At 71.5% G+C, this 23325-nt stretch carries 23 protein-coding genes and 1 pseudogene; 13 read left to right on the top strand and 11 right to left on the bottom strand.

Annotation, left to right across the window (positions count from 1 at the left end; translation table 11 throughout):
* Position 1 precedes the first annotated feature (1 nt).
* The gene (locus IH26_RS60805; RefSeq protein ID WP_157437821.1) at positions 2-2935 is read right to left on the bottom strand and encodes a WG repeat-containing protein; all 2934 of its coding nucleotides are present in this window, start codon (positions 2933-2935) and stop codon (positions 2-4) included.
* Between the two features lie 1312 nt (positions 2936-4247).
* Between IH26_RS60805 and IH26_RS60800 the strand changes: the two genes are divergently transcribed.
* The 5 genes from IH26_RS60800 (at position 4248) to IH26_RS0149495 (ending at position 7717) form a co-directional block, all read left to right on the top strand.
* A complete protein-coding gene (locus tag IH26_RS60800; RefSeq protein WP_157437820.1) occupies positions 4248-4532 on the top strand; it encodes a hypothetical protein in 285 nt (94 codons plus the stop codon).
* 584 nt (positions 4533-5116) lie between these two features.
* Complete coding sequence (locus IH26_RS54985; RefSeq protein WP_245666041.1) at positions 5117-5827, top strand: ABC transporter permease; 711 nt, start codon at positions 5117-5119, stop codon at positions 5825-5827.
* Between the two features lie 12 nt (positions 5828-5839).
* Positions 5840-5977: a hypothetical protein gene (locus tag IH26_RS63645; protein WP_245666040.1), complete on the top strand. Its 138-nt coding sequence runs from the start codon at positions 5840-5842 to the stop codon at positions 5975-5977.
* The gene (locus IH26_RS0149500) at positions 5970-6770 is read left to right on the top strand and encodes an ABC transporter permease (RefSeq protein WP_030443292.1); all 801 of its coding nucleotides are present in this window, start codon (positions 5970-5972) and stop codon (positions 6768-6770) included. Before IH26_RS63645 ends, IH26_RS0149500 begins: the two co-directional genes overlap by 8 nt.
* Positions 6767-7717: an ABC transporter ATP-binding protein gene (locus IH26_RS0149495; RefSeq protein ID WP_030443291.1), complete on the top strand. Its 951-nt coding sequence runs from the start codon at positions 6767-6769 to the stop codon at positions 7715-7717. The genes IH26_RS0149500 and IH26_RS0149495 overlap by 4 nt, the downstream gene beginning before the upstream one ends.
* Here the strand turns inward: IH26_RS0149495 and IH26_RS0149490 are convergent.
* Positions 7702-9600 carry an acyl-CoA dehydrogenase family protein gene (locus IH26_RS0149490; RefSeq protein WP_030443290.1) on the bottom strand — a complete coding sequence of 633 codons (1899 nt, stop codon included), beginning with the start codon at positions 9598-9600 and terminating at the stop codon, positions 7702-7704. The genes IH26_RS0149495 and IH26_RS0149490 overlap by 16 nt on opposite strands.
* A 72-nt stretch (positions 9601-9672) precedes the next feature.
* A complete protein-coding gene (locus tag IH26_RS0149485) occupies positions 9673-10227 on the bottom strand; it encodes a helix-turn-helix domain-containing protein (RefSeq protein ID WP_030443289.1) in 555 nt (184 codons plus the stop codon).
* Positions 10228-10294: 67 nt separating this feature from the next.
* On the opposite strand from IH26_RS0149485, the gene IH26_RS0149480 reads away from it, so the two are divergent.
* Both IH26_RS0149480 and IH26_RS0149475 read left to right on the top strand, forming a co-directional pair.
* Positions 10295-10969 (top strand): AzlC family ABC transporter permease, encoded by a 675-nt coding sequence (locus tag IH26_RS0149480; RefSeq protein ID WP_030443288.1) that lies wholly within the window; start codon positions 10295-10297, stop codon positions 10967-10969.
* The gene (locus IH26_RS0149475) at positions 10963-11271 is read left to right on the top strand and encodes an AzlD domain-containing protein (protein WP_030443287.1); all 309 of its coding nucleotides are present in this window, start codon (positions 10963-10965) and stop codon (positions 11269-11271) included. Before IH26_RS0149480 ends, IH26_RS0149475 begins: the two co-directional genes overlap by 7 nt.
* Here IH26_RS0149475 and IH26_RS0149470 read toward each other — a convergent pair.
* The 3 genes from IH26_RS0149470 to nadA form a co-directional block, all read right to left on the bottom strand.
* Positions 11268-11888 carry a DUF3043 domain-containing protein gene (locus IH26_RS0149470; RefSeq protein WP_030443286.1) on the bottom strand — a complete coding sequence of 207 codons (621 nt, stop codon included), beginning with the start codon at positions 11886-11888 and terminating at the stop codon, positions 11268-11270. The two genes, IH26_RS0149475 and IH26_RS0149470, sit on opposite strands and share 4 nt — an antisense overlap.
* 37 nt (positions 11889-11925) lie before the next feature.
* Positions 11926-13281, bottom strand: a complete 1356-nt coding sequence (gene murA / locus IH26_RS0149465) for a UDP-N-acetylglucosamine 1-carboxyvinyltransferase (protein WP_030443285.1) — start codon at positions 13279-13281, stop codon at positions 11926-11928.
* A 186-nt stretch (positions 13282-13467) separates the two neighbouring features.
* On the bottom strand, positions 13468-14643 hold the full coding sequence (nadA, locus tag IH26_RS0149460; protein WP_030443284.1) for a quinolinate synthase NadA: 1176 nt from the start codon (positions 14641-14643) through the stop codon (positions 13468-13470).
* A gap of 60 nt (positions 14644-14703) precedes the next feature.
* On the opposite strand from nadA, the gene IH26_RS0149455 reads away from it, so the two are divergent.
* The 4 genes from IH26_RS0149455 to IH26_RS0149440 all read left to right on the top strand — a co-directional run bounded on the left by IH26_RS0149455 (position 14704) and on the right by IH26_RS0149440 (position 17887).
* Positions 14704-15807: a glycerate kinase family protein gene (locus tag IH26_RS0149455; RefSeq protein WP_030443283.1), complete on the top strand. Its 1104-nt coding sequence runs from the start codon at positions 14704-14706 to the stop codon at positions 15805-15807.
* 99 nt (positions 15808-15906) lie between these two features.
* Complete coding sequence (gene erpA / locus IH26_RS0149450) at positions 15907-16275, top strand: iron-sulfur cluster insertion protein ErpA (RefSeq protein ID WP_030443282.1); 369 nt, start codon at positions 15907-15909, stop codon at positions 16273-16275.
* 128 nt (positions 16276-16403) lie between these two features.
* A complete protein-coding gene (locus IH26_RS0149445) occupies positions 16404-17381 on the top strand; it encodes a carbohydrate kinase family protein (protein ID WP_030443281.1) in 978 nt (325 codons plus the stop codon).
* A gap of 5 nt (positions 17382-17386) precedes the next feature.
* On the top strand, positions 17387-17887 hold the full coding sequence (locus tag IH26_RS0149440; RefSeq protein ID WP_030443280.1) for a P-loop nucleotide/nucleoside kinase family protein: 501 nt from the start codon (positions 17387-17389) through the stop codon (positions 17885-17887).
* Here IH26_RS0149440 and IH26_RS0149435 read toward each other — a convergent pair.
* Positions 17880-18092, bottom strand: a complete 213-nt coding sequence (locus IH26_RS0149435) for a sulfurtransferase TusA family protein (protein ID WP_030443279.1) — start codon at positions 18090-18092, stop codon at positions 17880-17882. The two genes, IH26_RS0149440 and IH26_RS0149435, sit on opposite strands and share 8 nt — an antisense overlap.
* On the bottom strand, positions 18089-19294 hold the full coding sequence (locus IH26_RS0149430) for a cysteine desulfurase family protein (RefSeq protein WP_030443278.1): 1206 nt from the start codon (positions 19292-19294) through the stop codon (positions 18089-18091). The genes IH26_RS0149435 and IH26_RS0149430 overlap by 4 nt, the downstream gene beginning before the upstream one ends.
* 176 nt (positions 19295-19470) lie before the next feature.
* Here IH26_RS0149430 and ctaC point away from each other — a divergent pair, with 176 nt between their 5' ends.
* Both ctaC and IH26_RS0149420 read left to right on the top strand, forming a co-directional pair.
* Positions 19471-20406, top strand: coding sequence for an aa3-type cytochrome oxidase subunit II (ctaC, locus tag IH26_RS0149425; RefSeq protein WP_030443277.1), 936 nt, complete (start codon positions 19471-19473; stop codon positions 20404-20406).
* 10 nt (positions 20407-20416) lie between these two features.
* Positions 20417-20773: pseudogene (locus IH26_RS0149420) on the top strand (cytochrome c oxidase subunit 4); the annotation flags it as partial.
* Positions 20774-21440: 667 nt separating this feature from the next.
* Here the strand turns inward: IH26_RS0149420 and IH26_RS0149415 are convergent.
* The 3 genes from IH26_RS0149415 to IH26_RS0149405 all read right to left on the bottom strand — a co-directional run bounded on the left by IH26_RS0149415 (position 21441) and on the right by IH26_RS0149405 (position 23293).
* Entirely contained in the window at positions 21441-21650 is a 210-nt protein-coding gene (locus IH26_RS0149415) for a hypothetical protein (RefSeq protein WP_030443275.1), read from the bottom strand.
* A gap of 90 nt (positions 21651-21740) precedes the next feature.
* The gene (gene trpD / locus IH26_RS0149410) at positions 21741-22805 is read right to left on the bottom strand and encodes an anthranilate phosphoribosyltransferase (RefSeq protein ID WP_030443274.1); all 1065 of its coding nucleotides are present in this window, start codon (positions 22803-22805) and stop codon (positions 21741-21743) included.
* A 38-nt stretch (positions 22806-22843) separates the two neighbouring features.
* Positions 22844-23293 carry a hypothetical protein gene (locus tag IH26_RS0149405; protein ID WP_030443273.1) on the bottom strand — a complete coding sequence of 150 codons (450 nt, stop codon included), beginning with the start codon at positions 23291-23293 and terminating at the stop codon, positions 22844-22846.
* Positions 23294-23325 lie beyond the last annotated feature (32 nt).

Genomic DNA, 23325 nt, shown 5'->3' with positions numbered 1-23325 from the left:
CTTACAGAACCGGGCGCCCATCGGTCAGCAGCCGATCGATCTGCTCCAGCACGTCCGCCTGCTCCTTGTACTTGCGCTCGACCAGCGACTCGCCCGTCCGGTTCAGCGCGCCCCACAGCCCGTACTGGTCGGCGATCAGGAACGCGGTGGGATGGATCACCACGGCCGCGTGCTCGGCCGGCACGACCACCTTGCCGGTCCGGTCCACCACGCCGAAGGTCTCCCCGGCGTCGATCACGGCCAGCCCCTCGTCGGTGAAGCCCTCGATCGGCCCGCCGGACACCAGCGGCGTCACGAACCCCCGGAAGCGCGGCTGCACCACCAGCCGCCCGTGCCGGTCGATCACGCCCCAGCCGCCCCGCTTGACCAGCGCCAGCCCGTGGTGGAACGCCTTCGCGTCGTCGAAGCCGCCCGGGATGATCAGCCGGTTCCACCGGTCGATCGCGTACCAGCCGCCCGCCTCGTCCCGGGACACCCAGGCCAGCCCTTCGGCGAACCGCTCGGCGGCCAGATAGCCGGCCGACGCGTCGATCACCGTCTGGCCGGCCAGATCGATCAGCTCCCAGGCCGGCGTCTCCGGCCGGCGCACCCAGGCCAGGCCGTCCGCGAACGGCTGTACCTGCGCGTACCGGGGCGGGACGGCGCCGACATATCCCCACAGACCGGACTGCTGGTCCCGCAGCGGCCGCGGCGGCTCGGTCCGCCCGAGAATCTCGTCCGAGGTCCGCGGGTACGGCCCCCAGCCGGCGCCCGTCGTGCGCCGGGTGATCGTGTCGAGCGCCGCCTCGATCCGCTCCACCAGTTCTGGGTCGGCGCCCTTGCGCAGGTCGAGGGAGGTCTCGAAGTGGTTCATCGCCTCCAGGTAGCGCCCCTGATCGAAAGCCGACCGCCCGGCCAGCTCGTGGATCTCGGCGCGCAGCCGCGACGGCAACTCCGGGGAGGCGGCCTCGGCGTAGAGCTTGTCGGCCTCGGCGTACTCGCCCCGCCACTGCAGCACGTGCGCCAGCCGCGCCCGTACCGTCGAGGTCTGCCGCAGCTCCCCGACGGCCTCGGCGTGGGTGAGTGCGGCCCGGGCGTCCTCGAGGGCGGCGTCCAGGTCTTCCACCAGGCGCTCGGCCACGGCGCGCAGGCTCAGCAGGCGGGCGCGGACGGTGTCGCGCTCGGCGTACTCCAGCTTGTCGGTGAGCCGATCGATGACCGCCCACATCTGGTCGGGGTCGTCGATCCGCTCCCGCAGCGTCGCGGTGTCGAAGGCCCACGGATAGTTCGCGAGCACCTGCTCCGGATCGGCCCGCCGATTGCCGGCTGCGCCGGCCGTTTGCGCACGCTGGTGGATCACCTTCCGCACCTCAGGCGGTACGGGTGGGACAGTCCTCGCCGGATCTGCGTCCCGTCCTGACGGCCCTTCCCGCTCGGCGCCGGAGTCCTGGCGGTCCGGCTCCGGCCGCCCACGATCCGCCATCAACCCGACGGTGGCGGGCTCCTCGATCGCCGCAGCTGATTCGTCCCGGTCCTCGGGCTCGTCCTCCGGTTCGTGGCGCGCGGTCTCCGGCTCCGGCACGGTCTCCGGCGCGTCGTGCGCGGTCCCTGGCTCGGTCGCCGCCTCTGGCTCGTGCGCGGTCTCCGGCCCTGCCTCGCTCTCCGGTCCTGTCTGCGTCTCCGGCTCTGCCTCGGTGTCCGGCTCTGCCTCGGTGTCCGGCTCTGCCTCGGTGTCCGGCTCCGCCTCGGTCTCCGGCTCTGTCTCGTGGGCCGGCTCGACGTGGTCCTCGACGCTCGGCGGCAGCTCGGCCTCGACCCGCATGGCATCCACCGGTCCGACGTCGACCAGCTCTGCCTCGACCGCATCCGCCTCCACCGTCGCAGTTGCCGCCGTCTCCGTCCCGGCCGGCGCGGTACTCACCGGGGCGGCGCTGATCGGCGTGGTACTGACGGGCGTGGCACTCACCGGGTGGGCGGTGGCCGGGGACGAGCTGACCGGCGCGACGTCGCTCGAGCTGGGACCGGCCGGCGCAGCACTGGTCGGTGCGGCGCTGTAGGGCGACACGCTGGTCGGCCGCACGTCAAAGGCCTCCACCGGCGCGGAGCTGACCGGAGCCGCACTGACCGGCGAAGCGCTGAACGGCTCGTCGTCAAAGTCCGACCGGTGATACGACGAGGTGTCCAACGCCCCCGAACTGACCGGCGCGGCGACCGGCTCATCCCCGAGAAGCACCGCGTCAATCGGCTCGTCAACGAGTTCGACGTCCACCGGCTCGTCCGCGGCGTCGGCAGCGACCGGCTCGTCAACCAGTTCGACGTCCACCGTTTCGTCGACCAGTTCGGCATCCACCGGCTCGTCGACCAGTTCGGCTTCGACCGGTTCGGCGTCGACCGGCTCGTCCTCCGCCGGCTCGCCGTCCGCTGCCCCGGCCGGCTTGATGACCGGCTGAGACCCGGTGACCGGCACGAACCAGTTCTGCTTCTGCGGCGCCCCACTGACCGGCGCCGAGTCTTCGACCACCGGCTCGGCCTCGACCACCGGCTCAGGTTCCTGCTCGGCCTCGACCGTCGGCTCGGCCTCGGCCACCTGCTCGGGCTCGACCGTCGGCTCGGCCTTGACCACTGCCTCGGGCTCGACCACTGCCTCGGGCTCGACCACTGCCTCGGGCTCGACCACTGCCTCGGGCTCGACCACCACCTCGGGCTCGACAACCGGCTGGGGCTCGGGCTCCGGCTCGGGCGCAGGCTCCGGCTCCTCGGTGACCGCCTCGATCGGCACCGGCGACGTAGCCCCCAGCCCGCTCTGCGACAGCAGCCAGCCGAGCCCGTGCGGCTCCTCCCCGGCCGGCGGCTCGGAAGGCGGCTCCAAAACCGGCTCGATCCCCGAACCCGCCACCGGCCCGTCCGGCAGCACCACCCGCTCCACAGCGGGTGACGCCGTAACCGGCTCGGACACCTGACCGAAAGCCTCGTCCGAAGTCGAGCGCCGAACCCGAGGAGCAAACGCGTCCGCCCAGGTCGCCGGCCGCTCAGGCACCCCGGCATCAGCAGGCGCCGACACCGGCCGCGGGTAGTCGCCGCCACTCTGGCTGGGCGCGGAGACGGGTCGTGGTTGCTCGGGTGGGGTGGGTGTCGAGACGGGTCGGGGGTAGTCGGGGCTGACCTGGCTGGGCGCGGAGACGGGGCGTGGCTGGTCGGGCGGGACGGGTGCCGAGACCGGGCGCTGGTAGCCGGGGCCGGCCTGGCTTGGTGCGGAGACCGGTCGTGGCTGGTCCGGCGGCCCGGCAGGAGTCGGCGGGACCGCCCACGGGTGGTCCAAGCCGGGCTGAGCCGAGCCGGACGACGGCCGCGCGTAGTCGGCCGGACCGGTCCGCGGTGGGGCGGCCGGCGTCGACCCGGTGGCCGCCCACGGGTGCTCCGGCCGAGGCTGGGCCGGGGGGCGCGCCTGGTCAGCGTTTGTGGGGCGCGCCTGGTCAGCGTTGGTGGGACGCGCCTGGTCGGCGTTGGTGGGACGCGCCTGGTCGGCGTTGGTGGGACGCGCCTGGTCGGCGTTGGTGGGCCGCGGCTGGTCGGCGTAGCTGGAGCGTGGCTGTTCCGCGTGCGGGGGCCGCGGCTGTTCCGCCGGGGTGGGCCGCACCTGGTCGGCATAAGTGGAGCGCGGCTGTTCTGCGTGCGTGGGGCGCGGCTGTTCTGCGTGGGTGGGGCGCGCCTGATCGGCGTAGGAGGGGCCCGGCTGGTCCGCGTGTGTGGGACGTAGCCAGCCCGCGGGGCCGGGCTGGGCCGGGCCGGAGACCGGGCGGGCCTGTCCCGGCACCGGCGGGTAGGCCGGCGCCGGCGGTGTGGCCGGATGCGACGGCGTGACCCGGGTGGGCTGGGCGGCGGGTCGTGCGGGCGCGGGCGACCCCAGTTCGGGAGCCGGCCGCAGGTCGAACGGCGCCTCCGAAGGCCGCCGCCCCTGCTGCGCGTCGGACCGGGCCGGGAAGGCGTCGGACGGCGCCGGCCGAGCGCTGCCGTAAACGTGCGGCCCGGATTCCGGCGAAACCGGTCGCCCAGCCCGCTCGGACGAATCGCCGTAATAGGGGCGAGCACTCCCATAAGCCCCAGGACCGGCGTGCGGCCGCTGCGGCGACCCGGGCGGCGTGCCCTGCGAGTGCTGCGGCGACCCGGGCGGCGTGCCCTGCGAGTGCTGCGGCGACCCGGGCGGCGTGCCCTGCGCATGCTGCGGCGACCCGGGCGGGGTGCCCTGCGCATGCTGTGGCGACCCAGGCATGACCGGCGGCCGCGGTCCGCTGGGCGGCGCCGACTGGCCATGCTGCGGCCCCCGCTGCGGCGACCCGGGCGGCGTGACACCCGGCCGCTGCGGTGACCCCGGCGGCGTGACACCCGGCCGCTGCGGCGACCCGGGCGGCGTGACACCCGGCCGCTGCGGCGACCCTGGCGGCCCCGACTGCGGGCGCCCCGACGGCCCGGACACCGGCGACACCGAGGCGCGCCCACCCTCCGGCGCCGGCGACCCCGGCCGGAACTGCCCCCGAGCCGCCGGCGGATATTGACCCTCGGCAGACTGCCGCCCGTAGACCGGCGCCGACCCACGCCGCTGGTCGGGCGCGGGAACCATGCTGGCCGGCCGGTTCCACGCGGGCTCGTCACGCTGCGGCGGCGCACTCCGCTGGGGATATCCCCGTGAGTCGGTCCACTCGTCCCGCGAGGCGGACGCCGAAGCAGACCCAGGCCCCGCCCCCGAAGCACGACCAGGCCCCGAAACGGGCCCCGCCCCCGAAGCACGACCAGGCCCCGAATCCGACTCCGCCCCCGAAGCACGACCAGACTGCGACGCCTCATAAACCGGCGTATGCACGGCCTTCCGCCGCCCCGGATCGCCCGGATACCGCTGGCCCGGCGTCTGCGGCTCCCACTCCCAGGTGATCTCGTAGACCCACGCCGGCTCGTCGCCCCACCGGTCGTCCCCGCGTTGAGAGCTCCAGCCGTTCATCGGGCACCCAGATACAGGCCCGGTGATTGGCAACGCTCCGTCACGGTCACGTCCACTTCTACGTCAGAAAATGCGCGGTGGCCGTCCGGAGACCCGGGTAGAGTCTCCCGGCTCCACTGCGGGGTTTGGAAGGAGATTAACGGCGTGGGTGGGATATACGCCAGCGTGCTGACGATCTCTCCCGGTCGTCCGTTCCGCGCCTCCGTCACTACTTTCGGTGCCCTGGTGTGGTCGGGTTTCCGGCGGTACGCCACCTACCGGCAAGCCACCTTAGCCGGATCGTTCACCAACATAGTCTTCGGCTTCCTCCGCTGCTACGTGCTGCTGGCCGTGGCGGCGGGCGCGACCGGGAGCCGCCCGGGCGGGTATGACGGTGCGCAACTGGCAACCTTTGTTTGGGTGGGTCAGGGGCTACTCACCGTGGTGGGCATCTGGGGTCCACCGGATCTTTCGGACCGGATCCGGACCGGTGATGTCGCGTCCGATCTGTTACGTCCGGTCCCGCCGGTGACCGCTTACCTGGCTGCCGATCTCGGTCGTTTCGGGCACGCCCTGCTCACCCGGATGGTCGGGCCGGTGATCGTCGGGGCGATCTTCTTCACGTTGACGACGCCGACGCGCTGGCAGACCATCCCTTTGTTCGCGATATCCACCCTTTTGGCGGCGATCGGCAGCTTCGGGTGCCGGTTCCTGATCAACGCGACCGCCTACTGGCTGCACGACGCCCGCGGCCCGCTCGTGCTCTGGACGCTCGGCTCGGGCGTGCTCTGCGGCCTCTACTTCCCGCTGCGCCTGCTGCCGGAGTGGCTGGCGGTGACGCTCTGGGTGGCCACCCCGTTCCCGGGCCTGCTGTAGACCCCGCTGGACGTGCTGGTCGAGCGGGATCCGCCGGCCCAGCAGGCCGGCCTCGTCGCGCTCCAGGCCGTCTGGGCGATCGCCCTGCTGGCGCTGGCAAGAACCGTGCAGCGCCACGCCGAGCGGAAGCTGGTGGTGCAGGGTGGGTGAGCTGCGCGCGTACGCCGCCCTGCTCGGCGGCAAGGCCCGCTCGATGGCCTCCTACCGCACCTCGTTCGCGATCGAGCTGCTCAGCAACCTGGGCAGCACGGTGCTCGACGTGGTGACCGTCTTCGTCCTCTACCGGGCCACCGCGCGGGTCGGCGGCTTCACGCTCGCCGAGTCGCTGCTGATGACCGGGCTGACCGCGGCCGGCTTCGTGCTCGCCGACCTGGTCGTCGGGAACATCGACGACCTCAAGAGGTACGTGCGGGCCGGCACCCTCGACACCGTGCTGATCCGGCCGTTGCGGGTGCTGCCCCAGCTGATCTTCATGGACCTGCCGCTGCGCAAGCTGCTGCGGCTGGCCTTCGGCATTTTTGTGTACGTGGCGGCGCTGGTCGTCAACCACGTCCACTGGACGCCCACCCGCCTCACGCTGGCCGTCGTCGCGCCGATCGGGGCCGCCGTCTTCTTCGGGGCGATCTTCGTGCTGACCGCCAGCCTGGCCTTCTGGTGGGTCGAGTCGGGGGAGATGGGCGCCGCCTTCACCTACGGTGGGCGCGACTTCACTTCGTACCCGATAACGATCTACAGCGATTGGTTCCGCGGCGTCTTCGCGTACGCACTCGGTTTCGGTCTTGTCTCCTACCAGCCGGCGCTGGCGCTCCTGGACCGCGCCGATCCCTTAGGTCTGCCGGCCTGGGCCGGCTACGCGGCGCCGCTGGTCAGCGTGCCCGCCGTGGCCATCGCCGCCCTGGTCTGGCGCATCGGTATCCGTCACTACCGGAGTACGGGCTCATGATTCGCATGCAGGACCTTCGAAAAGATTTCACCGTACGCGTCAAAGCGGGCCGGCTGCGGCGCGAGAAACGCACGGTCCCCGCCGTGGACGGTGTGAGCCTGACGATCGAGCCCGGGGAGATGGTCGGCTACATCGGACCGAACGGCGCCGGCAAGTCGACCACCCTGAAGATGCTGACCGGCGTGCTCGCGCCGACCTCGGGCGAGGTGTCGGTGTTCGGGCTGACCCCGGTGCCGCAGCGCACCCGGCTGGCGCTGCGCATCGGCGTGGTCTTCGGGCAGCGCTCCCAGCTGTGGTGGGACCTGCCGCTGCGCGAGTCGTTCCGGCTGCTCCGGCACATCTACCGGGTGCCGGCCGCCGAGCACGAGGCCCGCCTGCGCCGCTGCCGGGACCTGCTCGACCTGGACGCCTTCCTGGACACGCCGGTCCGTCAGCTGTCGCTCGGCCAGCGGATGCGCGGCGAGCTGACCGCCGCCCTGCTGCACGGCCCGGGCGTGCTGTTCCTGGACGAGCCGACGATCGGCCTGGACGTGGTGAGCAAGCAGGCGGTCCGCTCGTTCCTGGCCGAGCTGGGCGCGACCGGGGACGTCACGCTGGTGCTGACCACGCACGACCTGGCCGACATCGAGCGGCTCTGCCACCGGCTCGTGGTGATCGACCACGGCCGGGTGGTGCACGACGGCACGATCGACGCCCTGCACGCCCGGTACGGCTCTCGTCGCAGCCTCGTGGTCGACCTGGACCGGCCGCTGGCGTCCGGTTTCGCGCTGCCCGGCGCGACCCTCGTGGCGGCCGAGGCGGAGGGGCACCGGGTCACGTTCGCGCTGGATTCGGCGTCGGCCGGGGAGGCGGTGGCCGCGCTGGTGGCCGCCGCCTCGGTCCGCGACCTGTCGGTGGTGGAGCCGGACATCGAGGACGTGGTGGCCCGGCTCTACGCCTCCGCCTGAGGGATCCGCCGGCGCACGTCCTCGACCGTCGCCGCGCCCGGCTCCCAGGCGGCGACCCAGGCCAGGTCGCTCGGGTGGTCGACCACGCCCTCCTCCAGGAACTCGTACCGCCCGTCGAGCACCCGCTGCGCCGCTCGTACGTCCACCGCGTCGGTGTTCTCCCACAGCGCGCCGAACAGCGCCTCGGCCCGCAGCCGGGCCTGGCGGCAGAACAGGTCGGCCAGCTCCACCCCCTCCGGCCGGTGGCCGCGCTCGGCCTGGGCCCGCACGCACACCGCCGACATCGCGAACAGCTCCGCGCCGATGTCCACGATCCGGCCGAGGAAGCCCTGCTTGCGCTCGAGCTTGCCCTGCCAGCGGGACATCGCGTAGAAGGTCGAGCGGGCCAGCTTGCGAGAAGCGCGCTCGACGTACCGCAGGTGACCGGCGAGCGGCCCGAACTCGCCGTACGCCGATGGCGCCTGGCCCTTGCCGACCGCGAGGGTGGGCAGCCACTTCGCGTAGAACCCGCCGGCCTTGGCCGCGGCCCTCGCCTTGCGGTTGAGACCGGCGTCGGGGTCGATGATGTCGCCGGCCACCGACAGGTGCGCGTCCACCGCCTCGCGGGCGATCAGCAGGTGCATGATCTCGGTCGAGCCCTCGAAGATCCGGTTGATCCGCAGGTCGCGCAGCATCTGCTCGACCTCGGCCGGGCGCTCGCCGCGGGCGAGCAGCGACGCGGACGTCTCGTAGCCGCGGCCGCCCCGGATCTGCACCAGTTCGTCGGCGACCTGCCAGGCCATCTCGCTGGCGAACAGTTTGATCAGCGCCGCCTCGATCCGGATGTCGTTGCGGTCGTCGTCGGCGATCATGCAGCACAGGTCGAGGGTGGACTCCATCGCGTACGTGGTGGCGGCGATGAAGGCGATCTTCTTGGCCACCGCCTCGTGCTTGCCGACCGCGCGTCCCCACTGGACCCGGTCGGCCGACCACTCGCGGGCGATCGCCAGCGACCGCTTGCCGGCGCTCACGCACATCGCGGGCAGCGACAGCCGGCCGGTGTTCAGCGTGGTCAGCGCGATCTTGAGACCCTTGCCGAGCCCGCCGATCACGTTCGCCTCGGGCACGAACACGTCGTGGAACCGGGTCACGCTGTTCTCCAGGCCGCGCAGCCCGAGGAACTCGTTGCGCCGCTCGACGGTGATGCCCTCGGCGTCGCCCTCGACCACGAACGCGGTGATCCCCTTGTCCGGCACCCGGGCCATCACCACCAGCAGGGTGGCGACGATGCCGTTGGTGGCCCAGAGCTTCACGCCGTTCAGCCGGTAGCCGCCCTCGACCGGGTCGGCGGTGGTGCCGAGGCGGGCCGGGTCGGAGCCGACATCCGGCTCGGTGAGCAGGAACGCGGAGACCTCGCCGGCCGCGAGCCGGGGCAGGAACTTCTTCTTCTGCTCGGGGCTGCCGAACAGCTTCAGCGGCTGCGGCACGCCGATCGACTGGTGCGCCGAGAGCAGCGCGCCGATCGCCGCGTTGGCCGAGCCGACCAGGGTCAGCGCCCGGCAGTAGTGCAGGTTGGTGAGCCCGAGCCCGCCGTACTCCTTGTCGATCTTCATGCCGAACGCGCCGAGCCGGGCCAGGCCCTGGAAGACCTCGTCCGGGATGCGCGCATCGTGCTCGATCCGCGCCCCGTCGATCTCGGAGCGGGCGAACGCGTCGAGCTTGCGGAGGAACTCGTCGGCGTCCGGGCGGGGCTGCTCGGCGGGCCACGGGTCGATCAGGTCGAGCCGGAACCGGCCGAGGAAGAGCTCCTTGCCGAAGCTGGGCTTGCGCCACTCGGACTCGCGTGCGGCCTCGGCCACCTGCCGGGCCTGCTTCTCGGAGACATTGCGCTGGGTCGCGGTCATCGCGGACCTCCTCGGTCGCCACGTTACCGAGGCGTAATACCCAGCGGTAGCGCCGAGAAGACCTTTTGGCACTCAGCGATGCTCCATGACCAGCACCGCCCACGACGTCTCCAGCGCCTCGTAGTGGTGCGGCACGTCGCCGGGGAAGGTCAGGTAGTCGCCCGGCGCGAGCTCGACCTCCTCGCCGGCCGGCCCGGTGCGCAGCCGGCCGGCGCCCAGCACGAGGTGCTCGATGCTGCCCGGGATGTGCGCTTCCGCCGCCCGGGCCTGGCCCGGCTCCAGCTCCATCAGGTAGATGTCCCGCCGGGTGCCCTGAGCCCCGGCCGCGAGCAGCTTGACCAGCACGTCGGCCTGGTCCGCCTCGAGCCGCTGGCCCTCGCCCGCCCGGATCACCCGGACCTGCGCGGTGGGCGGCTCGACCAGCCGGCTGAACGGCACGCCCAGCGCCACCCCGAGCGACCACAGCGTCTCGATGCTCGGGTTGCCGGTGCCCGCCTCCAGCTGGGAGAGCGTCGACTTGGCCAGGCCGGCCCGGCGGGCGAGCTCGGCCAGCGAGATGCCGACCCGCCCGCGTTCGCGGCGCAGGGCCGCGGCGATCGTGGCGAGTGGTGGCGCCGGCTGGTGCATGTGTTCGCTCCATCAGTCTGCTCGTTCGATTTGACGAACGCCCGTATGGCGTTCAGTATTTCAAACCATGCGTACGCTACAGCGAACGGTCGAGGATCGCGCCCTGCTGCGCGACGCCGCGACGATCGCGGCGGCCATGATCGCGGTGGGCGCGTCGTTCGGGGCGATCGCCATCGCGTACGGGCTGCCCACCTGGGTGCCGTTCCTGATGTCCACGGTCGTCTTCGCCGGCGGCTCGCAGTTCCTCGCGGTCGGCCTGCTCGCGGCCGGCAACCCGCTCGCCGCGGTCTTCGCCGGCCTGCTGCTCAACGCCCGCCACCTGCCGTTCGGCCTGGCGGTCGGCGACGCGCTCGGTCCCCGCCTGCGCACCCGGGTGATCGGCAGCCACGTGCTGACCGACGAGGTCGCCGCCTTCACCCTGGCCGAGACCGATCCGGTACGTCGTCGCCGGGTCTACCTGATCATCGGCGCGACCCTGTTCACGTCCTGGAACATCGGCACCGCCCTCGGCGTGCTGCTCGGCGGCGCGACGGGGGATCCGAACGCGCTGGGCCTGGACGCCGCCTTCCCGGCCGCCCTGCTGGCGCTGATCATGCCCTCGCTGCGCGACCGCACCACCCGCGTCGTGGCCCTGACCGGCGCGGCGGTGGCGGTGCTGCTCACGCCGGTGCTGCCGGCCGGCCTGCCGGTGTTGTGCGCGCTGGTCGGCCTGCTCACGCTGGTACGGCCCCGGTCATGGTGATCGCCGCGATCGTCGCCCTCGGCGTCGGGACCTACGGCATGCGGCTCGGCGGGGTGCTGCTGCGGGGCCGCCTCGAGCTCTCCGACGCCCTTCAGCGGCTGCTGGCGATGGCCGCGGCCGCGCTGCTCGCCGCCCTCGCCGGCACGGCCGCGCTGATGGCCGGCACCGACTTCGCCGGCGTCGCCCGCCCGGCCGGGGTGCTGGTCGGCGGCGTGCTGGCCGGGCGCAAGGCGCCGTTCGTCGTGGTGGTGCTGGCCGCCGCCGCGACGGCCGCCTTGCTGCGTCTGGCCGGCGTGCCCTAGCTCTTGTCGCCGAGGTTGACCTGCGGTTTCGGCATCCGCATCCGGCGGAACGTCAGGCCGCGCATCACGCCGTACAGCTGCAGGGAGCCCATCCGCTGCTGCGTCTTCGGGAAGCGCTCCTTGACCAGCCTCTTCACCTTGCGGGAGATCAGGACGCTGTCCACGATCACGGCGATCGCGAGCAGCGCCCACAGCAGGTTGCTGGCCAGCTGGACAGCCGGGACCCGGACGGTCGAGCCGACCAGCACGATCAGCGCGCCGCCGAAGAACCAGGTGCCGACCGTACGCCGGGAGTCGATGACGTTGCGGACCAGCTTGCGCTCGGGGCCGCGGTCGCGGGCCAGCAGGTAGCGCTCGTCGCCGGCGCGCATGCCCTCGGCGGCCTCGGCCCGCTCGACCTTCTGCCGCTCGCGCATCTGCTTCATGGCCTCGCGGCGGTTCGCCGGAGCCTCCGCGTTGACCTTGCGCGCCGTGCTCTGCCTTTTCGGCGTGGCCTGGCCGAGCTCTCGCTTGCTCGGCGTGTAGCTCTTCGGCCTGGCCGCGGCGTCGGTCACCTCCTCCGGGGCGGGCTCGGAGGAGGCGACGTCGGCGGGCTTGCGGCGAAAGAGCGAGGACACGCTAGGAGAGTAGCGGGTTGGCTCGGCCGGGCTGGTGTCAGAGGCGCTCGACGTGCGCGCCCAGGGCGGCGAGCTTGTTCTCGAAGTCCTCGTAGCCCCGGTTGATCAGGTCGACGCCGTACACCCGGGAGGTGCCCTCGGCGGCCAGCGCGGCGATCAGGTGGGCGAAACCGGCCCGCAGGTCGGGGATCACCAGGTCGGCCGCGTGCAGCTTGGACGGGCCGGCGATGACCGCCGAGTGCTTGAAGTTGCGGCGGCCGAAGCGGCACGGCGTGCCACCCAGGCAGTCCCGGTAGACCTGGATCGTCGCGCCCATCTGGTTGAGCGCCTCGGTGTAGCCCAGCCGCTGCTCGTACACCGTCTCGTGCATGATCGACAGCCCGCGGGCCTGGGTCAGCGCGACCACCAGCGGCTGCTGCCAGTCGGTCATGAAGCCGGGGTGCACGTCGGTCTCGAGCGCGACCGGCTGCAGGTCGCCGCCCGGGTGCCAGAACTTGATGCCGCCCTCGGCGCCGGTCACGCCGCTCCGGCCGACCCGGTCGTCGGTGATCTGGAACTCACCGCCGATCGAGCGGAACACGTTCAGGAACGTCATCATGTCGGCCTGCCGGGCGCCGAGCACCTCGATCTCGCCCCGGGTGGCCAGCGCCGCGGCGGCCCAGCTGGCGGCCTCGATGCGGTCCGGGATCGGCTTGTGCGCATAGCCGTGCAGCCGCGGCACACCCTGGATCTCGATGACCCGGTCGGTGTGCACCGTGATGATGCCGCCCATCTTCTGCAGCACGCAGATCAGGTCGATGATCTCCGGCTCGATGGCGGCGTTGCGCAGCTCGGTGACGCCCTCGGCGCGCACGGCGGTGAGCAGCACCTGCTCGGTGGCGCCGACGCTGGGGTAGGGCAGCTCGAGCTTGGCGCCCTTGAGGCCGTTCGGCGCGCTCAGGTGCATGCCCTCGGGCGCCTTGTCGACGACCGCGCCGAACTCGCGCAGCGCCTGGATGTGGAAGTCGATCGGCCGCGGGCCGATGTGGCAGCCGCCGAGGTCCGGGATGAACGCCCGGCCCAGCCGGTGCAGCAGCGGGCCGCAGAACAGGATCGGGATCCGGCTCGAGCCCGCGTGCACGTTGATCTCGTCGGTGCTGGCCGACTCGACGTTGGTCGGGTCCATCACGATCTCGCCGTCGTCGGCGCCGTCGCTGACCTTGACGCCGTGCAGCTCCAGCAGGCCGCGGACGACCTCGACGTCGCGGATGCGCGGCACGTCGTAGAGGCGGCTCGGCGTCTCACCCAGCAGGGCGGCGACCATCGCCTTGGAGACGAGATTCTTGGCGCCACGGACCCGGATCTGACCCTGCAGCGGCGCACCGCCGTGCACGACCAGGACATCGTCGGTCAACGTAACCTCCAGCCGGGGGCGATCGAGGCCGCCCGAAGATGATCGAGGGGGTCTTGCAACCGAGGAAGCATAGCGTTGCGTGACCATAAGGGAAGTCGGCAATCGCCCAGACCGCCGTGAAATGCTGATGATTAAGACACCGCATAGCCGTTGACCCTCATCGGGCGGTCATACGGTTACTGTGGGTTACGGCAGGGCGAGCATCTGGTCGAGGGCGACCCGGGCGTGGTGCGCGGTGTCCTCGTCGACCGTGATCTGGTTGGGCACCCGGCCGGCCACCAGCTCCTCCAGGGCCCAGACCAGGTGCGGCAGGTCGATCCGGTTCATCGTCGAGCAGTAGCAGACCGTCCGGTCCAGGAACATGATCTGCTTGTCCGGGTGGGCCAGCGCCATCCGGCGTACGAGATTGAGCTCGGTCCCCACCGCCCACGACGAGCCCGCCGGCGCCGCGTCCAGCGCCTTGATGATGTATTCGGTCGAGCCGACGTGGTCCGCCGCCCGCACCACGTCGTGCCGGCACTCCGGGTGGACCAGCACGTTCACCCCCGGCACCCGCTCGCGCACCTCGCGCACGCTGTCGATGGTGAACCGGCCGTGCACCGAGCAGTGCCCCCGCCACAGGATCATCCGGGCGTCGCGCAGCTGCTGATCCGTCAGGCCGCCGTTCGGCTTGTGCGGGTCGTAAAGCACACAATCTTCAAGATCAAAGCCCATTTCCAGTACGGCGGTGTTGCGCCCGAGATGCTGGTCGGGCAGGAAGAACACCTTCGAACCCTGCTCGAACGACCAGGTCAGCGCCCGTTTCGCGTTGGACGAGGTGCACACCACGCCCTTGTTGCGGCCGACGAAGCCCTTGATGTCCGCCGACGAGTTCATGTACGTGACCGGGACGACGTCACCCGCGATGCCCAGGTCCTCGAAGTGCTCCCAGGCCGTCTGCACCTGGCCGAGCACCGCCATGTCGGCCATCGAGCAGCCCGCAGCCAGATCGGGCAGGATCACCCGCTGCGCCGGGGTGGTCAGAATGTCCGCGCTCTCGGCCATGAAATGCACGCCGCAGAAGACGATGAACTCCGCGTCCGGCCGGGCCGCGGCCTGCTGGGCCAGCTTGAACGAGTCGCCGGTGACGTCGGCGAACTGGATGACCTCGTCGCGCTGGTAATGGTGGCCCAGAACGAAGACGCGGTCGCCGAGCGCGGCCTTGGCGGCGGTGGCCCGGGCGACCAGGTCGGGGTCGCTCGGTGCGGGCAGATCGCCGGGGCAGTCGACGCCACGCTCGGAGGCGGGATCGCTGCCACGGCCGAGAAGCAGCAACGCGGTCGCGGTATTGCCAGGCTCGATCCAGGTCGTCACGTCCGCCATAGTTGCACAGCTCGGCACGGCCGGAACCGTCGCTCAAAAGTGGCCTGCCACACTGATGGGGTGCGCGTACTGATCTGTCCGGACAAGTTCGCCGGCACCCTTTCGGCCCCCGATGTCGCTTCCGCCGTCGCCTCCGGATGGGGTGGGGATGATCTCCTCGTGCAGCGGCCCCTCTCGGACGGCGGCCCCGGCTTCGTCGAGGTGCTCAGCGGCGCGCTGGACGGGCGGCTCCTGCCGGTCGAGACGGTCGATCCACTCGGCCGCCCCGCGCGCGGCGAGGTCCTGCTGGTCGGCAACACGGCCTATCTCGAGAGCGCCCAGGCCTGCGGCCTGCACCTGCTGACCAAGCAGGAGCGAAACCCCAACACCACGACGTCGTACGGCCTGGGCCTGCTGATGACGGCGGCGGTCGAGGCGGGCGCGACCGAGCTGGTGATCGGCCTGGGCGGCTCGGCGGTCAACGACGGGGGAGCGGGCATGCTCGCGGCCCTCGGCGCCGCCCCGATCGACGTGGCCGGCAACGCCCTCCCGTACGGCGGAATGTATTTGACCTCGGCGGTCGCGCTGGAGGGGCAGCCCCGGCTGCGGCAGGCGCGGATCGTCGCCGCCACCGACGTCGACAACCCGCTGACCGGCCTGCACGGCGCCAGCAAGATCTACGGCCCGCAGAAGGGCGCCACCGAGGAGGACGTGTTCCGCCTGGACGCCGCCCTCGAGCAGTTCGCCGGCGTGCTCGAGCGGGCGTTCGGGCTCACCGACCTGGAGGTCGCCCCCGGCGGCGGCGCGGCCGGCGGCATCGGCGCCGCCCTGATCGCCCTCGGCGGCCGGGTCACCTCCGGCATCGGCCTGGTCGGCACGCTGATCGGGCTGGAGAAGGAGCTGGACGCGGCCGACCTGGTGATCACCGGGGAGGGCTCGTTCGACCACCAGTCGCTGCGCGGCAAGGTGGTGGCCGGCATCGCCAACGGCGCCCGCGACCGGGGCCTGCCCTGCGTGGTGGTGTGCGGCCGGAACGAAACCGGCTACCGTGAGGCCGCCAGCGCCGGAGTCACCGAGACGCTGTCCCTGACCGAGCACTTCGGCTCCGAAGCGACAGCTCTCGCCGAGCCCGCCCGTGGGCTGCGCGAACTCGCCGAGCGCCTGTCGGTTCAGTGGAGCAGGTGAGAGGTAAGCCACCCGGATTGGGAATCATTCGAAACAGGGCTAGCGTTGGCTAGTACTGCAGAAGACCGCAGACCGCAGACCCTTGCAGGGAGATACGCAGTGACCACTGAAGCGCACACTCAGTCGACCGAGGCCGCCGCGCCCACCGGCGTCATCCTTACCGACGTCGCCGCTGTGAAGGTCAAGGCCCTGATCGAGCAGGAAGGCCGCGACGACCTGCGCCTGCGGATCGCCGTGCAGCCGGGCGGCTGCTCCGGCCTGCGCTACCAGCTGTTCTTCGACGAGCGCTCGCTCGACGGCGACGTCGTGAACGACTTCGGCGGGGTCGAGGTCGTCGTCGACCGGATGAGCGCCCCGTATCTCGCCGGCGCCACGATCGACTTCGCCGACCGGATCGACGCGCAGGGCTTCACGATCGACAACCCGAATGCGCAGAACTCGTGCGCGTGCGGCGACTCGTTCCACTGACATCGCCCTAACAGCTCGAAACCTCCGCAGGCCGTCCCGTTAACGGGGCGGCCTGCGTCGCGTAACGTGCCGGTAGGCTGCGTTGGTAAGCCCGCCCCCTGTTCTGTTCCCCAACCTCGAGGGCCGACATGAAGATCGCCGTTACCGGCTCGATCGCGACCGACCATCTGATGCATTTCCCCGGCCGGTTCGCCGACCAGCTCATCGCCGACCAGCTGCACAAGGTCTCCCTCTCCTTCCTCGTCGACGACCTGGTGGTCCGGCGCGGCGGGGTGGCCAGCAACATCGCCTTCGGCATGGGCAAGCTCGGCCTCAGCCCGATCCTGGTCGGCGCGGTCGGCGCGGATTTCGCCGACTACCGCTCCTGGCTCGAGCGGCACGGCGTCGACTGCGGCTCGGTGCACGTCAGCGAGGTGGCGCACACCGCCCGGTTCGTCTGCACCACCGACGACGACCTCAACCAGATCGCCTCGTTCTACGCCGGCGCGATGTCCGAGGCCCGCAACATCGAGCTCGCCCCGGTCGACGCCCGGGCCGGCGGCCTCGACCTGGTGCTGATCAGCGCGAACGACCCGGACGCGATGATCCGCCACTCGCAGGAGTGCCGCGCCCGCGGCTTCAAGTTCGCGGCCGACCCGTCGCAGCAGCTCGCCCGGATGGAGGGCAGCGACGTGCTGACCCTGATCAGCGGCGCGGAGTACCTGCTGACCAACGAGTACGAGCGCTCGCTGCTGGAGACCAAGGCCGGCCTCACCGCCGACCAGGTCCTGGAGCAGGTCAAGATCCGGGTGACCACGCTCGGCAAGGACGGCGTGGAGATCACCGGCCGGGGGATCGAGCGGATCCACGTGCCGGTCGCCCGGGACGTCATCCCCGAGGACCCGACCGGCGTCGGCGACGGCTTCCGGGCCGGCTTCTTCTCGGCCATCTCGTGGGGGCTGGGCCTCGAGCGGGCCGCCCAGGTGGGCTCGCTGGTGGCGGCGCTCGTCCTCGAGTCGGTCGGCCCGCAGGAGTACGACATCCGCGGCGACGAGTTCCTGAAGCGGTTCGCGGTCTCGTACGGCGACGCGGCGGCCGCCGAGGTCAAGTCGTACCTTCCGGCATAACTGCCATGGTGCTGGCCGTCTTCGCCGGGTTGCCCGGCGTCGGGAAGAGCACGCTCGCCGAGCGGGTGGCCGCCGAGCTGCCCGCCGCGGTGCTCCCCGTCGACACCGTCGATTTCACGATGCAGCGCTACGAGGTCACCGAGACGCGGCCGGGCTACGCCGCGTACGGGATCGTGGCGGCGCTGGCCGAGGTGCAGCTGCGCATCGGCCACCACGTGATCATCGACGCGGTGAATCCGGTGAAGGCGGCCCGCCAGCTCTGGGTGGAGCTGGCCGAACGGCTCGGCGTGCGGCTGCGCGTCGTCGAGGTGGTCTGCGGTGACGACGCCGAGCACCGGCGCCGGGTCGAGGCCCGGTACGCGTCCCGCGACCACGACGGCATCCCGGACTGGGTGCGGGTGCTGGAGCGGCAGAAGGAGTACGAGCCGTATCTGGGGCCGCGCCTGGTGGTGGACACGTTCCTGGCCAGGGAGCCGGTCGCGCCCGTCGTCGACTACCTCAGCTGACTCGCCTGACTTCAAAGGCGTTCGCCTCGGGGGACCCGAGGTACTCCTGGTCCTTCATCCGGCACCAGGCGGGGATGTCGTTCGCCGCCGCCGGGTCATCCGCCAGCACGCGGACCTTTTCGCCGATTCCGACATTTCGGATTTGTTTGGCTAAGGCGATCACGGGGAGCGGGCACTTCTGACCCAGGCAATCGAGCGTGATCACATGCCCGCTTCTTTCCTGATTTCTTGCACTATTCCCGGCAAAACGGATAGGAAGCGCTCGACCTCTTCCGGCGTCGTGCCGCGGTGCAGCGAGACACGCACGTTGCCGTGGCTGAGCACGCCCATCGCCTCCAGCACGTGACTCGGCCGCAGCGTCGACGCCGTGCAGGACGAGCCGGAGGAGACGGCGAAACCCTCCCGGTCCAGCGCGTGCAGCAGCGCCTCCCCGTCGACATAGAGACAGGAGAAGGTGACCAGGTGCGGCAGCCGGTCGGCCGGGTCGCCGACCACCTCGACATCCGGCACGGTCGCGGCCACCCGCTCCCGGATCCGGTCGACCAGCGCGCTCAGCCGCACCGCCTCGGCCCGGGCCTCGGCCAGCACGGCCCGCAAGCTCGCCGCGGCGGCCACCACGGCCGGCAGGTCGAGGGCGCCGGTCGCGCCGGGGCGATAAAGATCATCCTGCGGGTACGGTGAGATCCATCGCACACCCTTGCGCACCACCAGGACGCCGACTCCGGGCGGCCCGCCCCACTTGTGCGCGCTGGCGCTGAGCATCGACCAGCCCGGCGGCACCGGATGGTGGCCGATCGACTGGGCGGCGTCCACATACAGCGGCACGCCCGCCTCGGCGCAGTAGTCGGCCGCCGCCGCCACCGGCTGCACCGTCCCCACCTCGTGACTCGCGCTGATCAGGCTGGCCAGGGCCACTCCCGGCGCCTTGACCGCCTCGTCCCACGCTCCCAAGTCGAGCCGCCCGAGACGATCCACACCCACCTCAATGGCTGTGCCGTTACCGACGCCCGGTCCTACGGACGGCGTGGAGAACCCGGGCCCCTGCGAGGCCAGTCGGGCCGCGTGACGGTGTGCCGCGTGGAGGACGGCCGAATGCTCGATGGCCGAGTGGACCAGCGTGTCGCCCTGGCGGCGTCGTCCGGCGAGTCCACCGAGCACCGCGGCCTGGGCGGCCTGCGTCCCCGAAGACCAGAGAGACACTTCATCCGGCCGTACGCCCAATGCCTCCGCAAACGCGGCGCGCGCCGCCTCACTCAGCTGTTGGGCCCGCCGGCTCGCGGCATACAGGCGCGACGGATCCGCCCAGCCATCGGCCAACGCCGCTACCAGCGCCTCCGCCGCCACCGGGTGCAGCGGAACCGCGGTCGCCGCGTCCATGTAGGCCGCCGCTCCGGCGGGAACGCCCATGTATTCCACCCCGCGAACGGTATCGTCCGAATGTTGACCGGTTCCGCGAGCGTTGAAGATCCGACCCCCGGAACCGGACGGTAGGGCCTGGTCGAGTAGTGTGCGACCGTCGGTGACGCCTTGCCGCCCGTGTCCGTTTTCGGGCGGGGCGACGCTGCTAAGGGAGGCAGAAGCAGGTGGGCGCAAAGAGTTCAGCCGCACGGCGTCGAGCGGCGGTCCGGATCACCGGGCTGGGTCTCGGCGGCGCGGCGCTGCTGTTCCTGCTCTCGGGCTGTTCGCTGGAGAGCGTCGGGAGCGCGTTCGGCAACTTCGGCTGGCCCAGCTCCGGCATCAGCTTGCAAGCGCACAAGATGTACGACCTGTGGATCGCCGCGGTCATCGCGGCGCTCGTCGTGGGCATCTTCGTCTGGGGCCTGATCTTCTGGTGCATCATCCGGTACCGCAAGCGCGGCGACGAGCTGCCCGTGCAGACCCGGTTCAACATGCCGATGGAGGTCCTCTACACGGTCACGCCGATCCTGGTGGTGGCGGTGCTGTTCTACTTCACCGCGATCGTGCAGACCGACGTGGACAAGCTCTCCAAGAACCCCGACCAGGTCGTCCAGGTCACGGCGTTCAAGTGGCAGTGGGAGTTCGACTACCGCGACGGCATGGGCAAGGACGCGAACACGGTGGTCTCCACCGTCGGCTCGGCCGACGTGATCCCCCTGCTGGTCCTGCCGGTCGGGGAGAAGATCCGGTTCGAGGAGACCTCGAAGGACGTCATCCACTCCTTCTGGGTTCCCGAGCTGCTGTTCAAGCGCGATGTCTTCCCCGGCAGCGTTCGCAACGTCTTCGAGGTGACCCTCGACAAGACCGGCCGCTACGTCGGCCGCTGCGCCGAGCTCTGCGGCACCTACCACGCGTTCATGCAGTTCGAGCTGGTCGCGGTCTCGAAGGACCAGTTCACCACGTACATGAACGCCCGGAAGAGCGGCGCCACCACCCAGCAGGGCATGGAGGCGATCGGCTTCACCGGCAAGGAGGCGTACGCGGTGACCACCGAGCCGCTGAACACGCGCCGCCAGGCGAACAGCTGGAACCAGAGCAACCCCGTGGCTTCGGGAAAGTAGGGGGCGCGACGTGAAGACCGAGTACAAAATCTTCGCCGGGGTGGCCGGCTTCCTGTTCTCCGCCGCCGCCCTGTACGGCTTCTGGACGCACGGCGCGACCGGCCACATGGAGTGGATCGGCGTGGTCGCGCTGATCCTGTCCGGCCTGCTCTGCTCGATGTGCGCCACGTTCTTCTGGTTCGTCTCGCGGCGCATCGAGCCCCGCCCGGAAGACCGCGAGGACGGCGAGATCGCCGAGGGCGCCGGCGAGATCGGCTTCTTCAGCCCCGGCAGCTACTGGCCGTTCGGCATCGCCCTGGCAGCATCGGTGGCCGGCCTGGGCCTGGTGTTCTGGATGTGGTGGCTGATCGCCGTCGGCCTCGGCGCCGCGGGCGATCGCCCCTTTGGGGCTGATGAGGAGAGGCCGGTTTTCGGCACCGCGGGGTTTGCGGTACCGAAAACCGGCCTCTCCTCATCAGCGGGGCGATCGCGGGCCGTTCTCGGATACGGGGCACCCCGGGAGGCCTGGGAGCGCGGGCCGTTCCCAGATAGGGCACCCCGGGGGGCCTGGGGGCGCGGGCCGTTCTCGGATGAGGGGCACCCGGCAGATACGTGGTCATGGTGCGTCGCGGTAGGCCAGGCATCGGGGTGGGCCCGGCCCGGCAAGGATGAAGCTTTGGTGCGCGCACCGAACACGGACGCATCAAGGTCTGCGGCGCGGAACCCGACCGTGGGGAGTTTCTGCTCCTGCCCCGATGTGCTGCACGCAGCCAGCGCCCGCCAGCACAGCCCGAGCCGCCGCACACCTCGACCTGTAGGTGGGTGATCTCCTTGCGACGGCAGCCGAACGCCATCTGATGCTGGGGTGGGGCGCAAGCGGTGTTTGCTGCGCCCCACCCCAGCATCAGATTCCCTACGGATGTTGTCGCAAGGAGATCACCCACCGCCCCACCGCAACCAACACGCAAACGGCTGATCTTCGCAGCGATGGCCGGGTCTGGGCAGAGCCCAGGGTCTACCCCGAACAGTGTCGGAGTTGTGTGCTAAGGCGGGTCTCAGGCGGCGCGGCGCTGCTGGGGAGCGACGGCACGGCGGGGACCCTGAGGTTTCCACCACAGATGGACGACGATGGGGGCGACCACCTCCGCGGCCCCGCACCGGGTGCAGACCAATTCGGGGCAGTCGTCGTGGCCCTCGAAGCAGGGCGGCACCTCGAACATCATGTCGCCGTCGCAGATGACGCAGCGCAGTTCGCGTTCGGACACGGGTGGCTCCTATGGTTGGGATTTACCCGAATGTCCTTCAGACGCTGCCACGGAACTCCGGCATCGCTGAGCATTACCGGCGGCGTGTCGCTATTTCTCCTCGGCCGCCTTCGCCGCCTGCGCCGACTCCACCCAGCGGGTCAGCTGGGTCGTCACCGCGCCGGAGTCGATCGTGGCCTGGGCCCGGGCTATTCCGGCCCGCAGCGTCTCCCTGAAGTCGCCGGGGAAGCCGTCGTGCGCCGCGAGGGCGGCCGCCGCGTTGAGCACCACGGCGTCGCGTACCGGGCCGGTCTCGCCGGCGAACACCCGATGGGCCACCTGGGCGTTGAACGTCACGTCGTCGCCCCGGAGATCGGCCGGCTGGCTGCGGGGCAGGCCCAGCTCCACCGAGTCGATCACGAGCTCCTCGACGGCGCCGGAGCGGGCCATCCAGATCCGGGTCGGCGCGGCGGTGGTGAACTCGTCCAGGCCGTCCTCGCCGCGTACCACCAGGGCGCTGTCGCCGCGGCGGGCGAAGACGGCGGCGATCACCGGCGCCATCCGCACGTCGAAGCAGCCGACCATGGCCGACGTCGGCCGGGCCGGGTTGGTCAGCGGGCCCAGCATGTTGAAGAAGGTGGGCACGCCCAGCTCGCGCCGGGTGACCGCGGCGTGCCGCATGCCGGGGTGGTAGCGGGCCGCGAAGCAGAAGCCGATGCCGGCCTCGGCGACCGTCCGGCAGACCCCGTCGGGGCCCAGGTCGAGCGGGATGCCGAAGTGCTCGAGCAGGTCGGCCGTGCCGGTGGAGGAGGAGGCCGAGCGGTTGCCGTGCTTGACCACGGTGACCCCGGAGGCGGCCGTGACGATCGCGGCCATCGTGGAGATGTTCACCGTGTTGGCCCGGTCGCCGCCGGTGCCGACCACGTCCACCGCGTCGGTGCGGGTCTTTTCCGGCAGCTCGACCAGGGTGGCGTTGGCCAGCATCGCCTCGACCAGGCCGGCCAGCTCGCCGGGGGTCTCGCCCTTGGCCCGCAACGCCATCGCGAACCCGGCGATCTGCACCGGCGTGGCGTTGCCCGCGACGATCTCGCCCATCGCCCAGGCGGTGTCGGCGGACTCCAGCTCCTCGCCGCGCAGCAGGGCGCTCGTCAGGTTCGGCCAGGTGCGTGCGCCCATGGCGGGGCCTCCGTGGGGGGTTTGACGACTGAAGTCGATCAGCCGAGGTGACCGAGGGTGCCGAGCGGGACGGCGCCCGCGCGGTGGGCGCGGAGCATGCCGGCGACGGTCTGGCCGGTGGTGACCGGGTCGAGCGGGTAGGTCAGGGTCTCGTCGACCTGCGCGTACGCCGCGAGCCAGCGGTCGGCGGCCCGGGCCAGCACCACGCAGACGGGCGGGGGCGTCGCATACTCGTCCTTCGTCTGGCGGGCGATGCCCAGGCCGCCGGCGGGGGCCGCCTCGCCGTCCAGGACCATGAGGTCGATCACGTACTTGTCGAGGAGGATGCGGCACTCCTCCCAGGTGGACGCGTCCACGAACTCGACCGCGAGGTCGGCCGCGGGGCGGGTGCCGATGGCCAGCCGGATCCGGTCCCGTACCGCGAGGTCGTCGCTGTAGAGCAGGACAGTGTAGGTGTCCGGCTGCGGAGTCGCCTGTGCGTCGCTCATGAGTGTGGCCCCGGTTCACAAGTCGGTCGTAG

The organism is Actinoplanes subtropicus (assembly GCF_000721705.1).
GTDB lineage: Bacteria > Actinomycetota > Actinomycetes > Mycobacteriales > Micromonosporaceae > Actinoplanes > Actinoplanes subtropicus.
The sequence above is the reverse complement of the archived record's forward strand: the minus strand, read 5'-3'. Positions and strand labels throughout refer to the sequence as shown.